The 635-nt window shown below is 44.3% G+C and carries 1 protein-coding gene; it reads right to left on the bottom strand.

The features are described 5' to 3' along the window. Window positions 1-66 precede the first annotated feature (66 nt). Window positions 67-635: asparaginase domain-containing protein (locus R8N47_RS26045; RefSeq protein WP_318186210.1), on the bottom strand; the 569-nt coding region annotated here is incomplete at its 5' end.

The following is a 635-nucleotide window of genomic DNA, read 5'->3' as shown; positions in this document are numbered from 1 at the left end:
TGGTTATCAATTATCAGCTTATATAATTGTTCCTTAGCAGTACTGGAACATCTTCTGAACGTCTTGTTAGTTCTTCGATTGCGTGAGTGACAACATCAGCAAAATACGTGCTTTTTGTGGGTTTAGCGTGCCTGATGCAACAAAGCCGTATTTATCATCATCAATTTCTGCGTCCAAAGTCGTTGAGCCAGTTGGCGTGCGAGAGCTTCTGACGACAACAATACCATCTTTGCTCGCTTTTTCTAGCTCATCAAAGACCGTGTGGTACAAGTTACCATTACCCACACCAGCACTCACAATACCGTCAAACTTGGCATCAACCAAGGCTTTGACTGGCAAGCTCGACGCATTCGCATAATTATAAACAATGCCTACTTTAGGTAGTGTGTTGAGTTTTGATACGTCGAATGGGGTTTCTGTGGTGTGTTTACGTTCAGGGCTTCTTTGGTACTTTGCATCGCTGTTGTGAATGTAGCCAAGAGGGCCAAAATTAGGCGATTGGAACGTACTTACCGAGGTGGTGTTGGTCTTCGTTACATCTCGCGCATCGAAAATGGTGTCATTCATTGCCACTAGTACGCCGCGGCCTTTTGAGTCCTCATCGGTTGCAGTAACAACAGCATTGTATAAATTGA

The sequence above is a fragment of the Vibrio sp. 2132-1 genome, from assembly GCF_033344315.1.
Note: the sequence above shows the minus strand (reverse complement) of the source record. Positions and strands in the feature narration are given on the sequence as shown.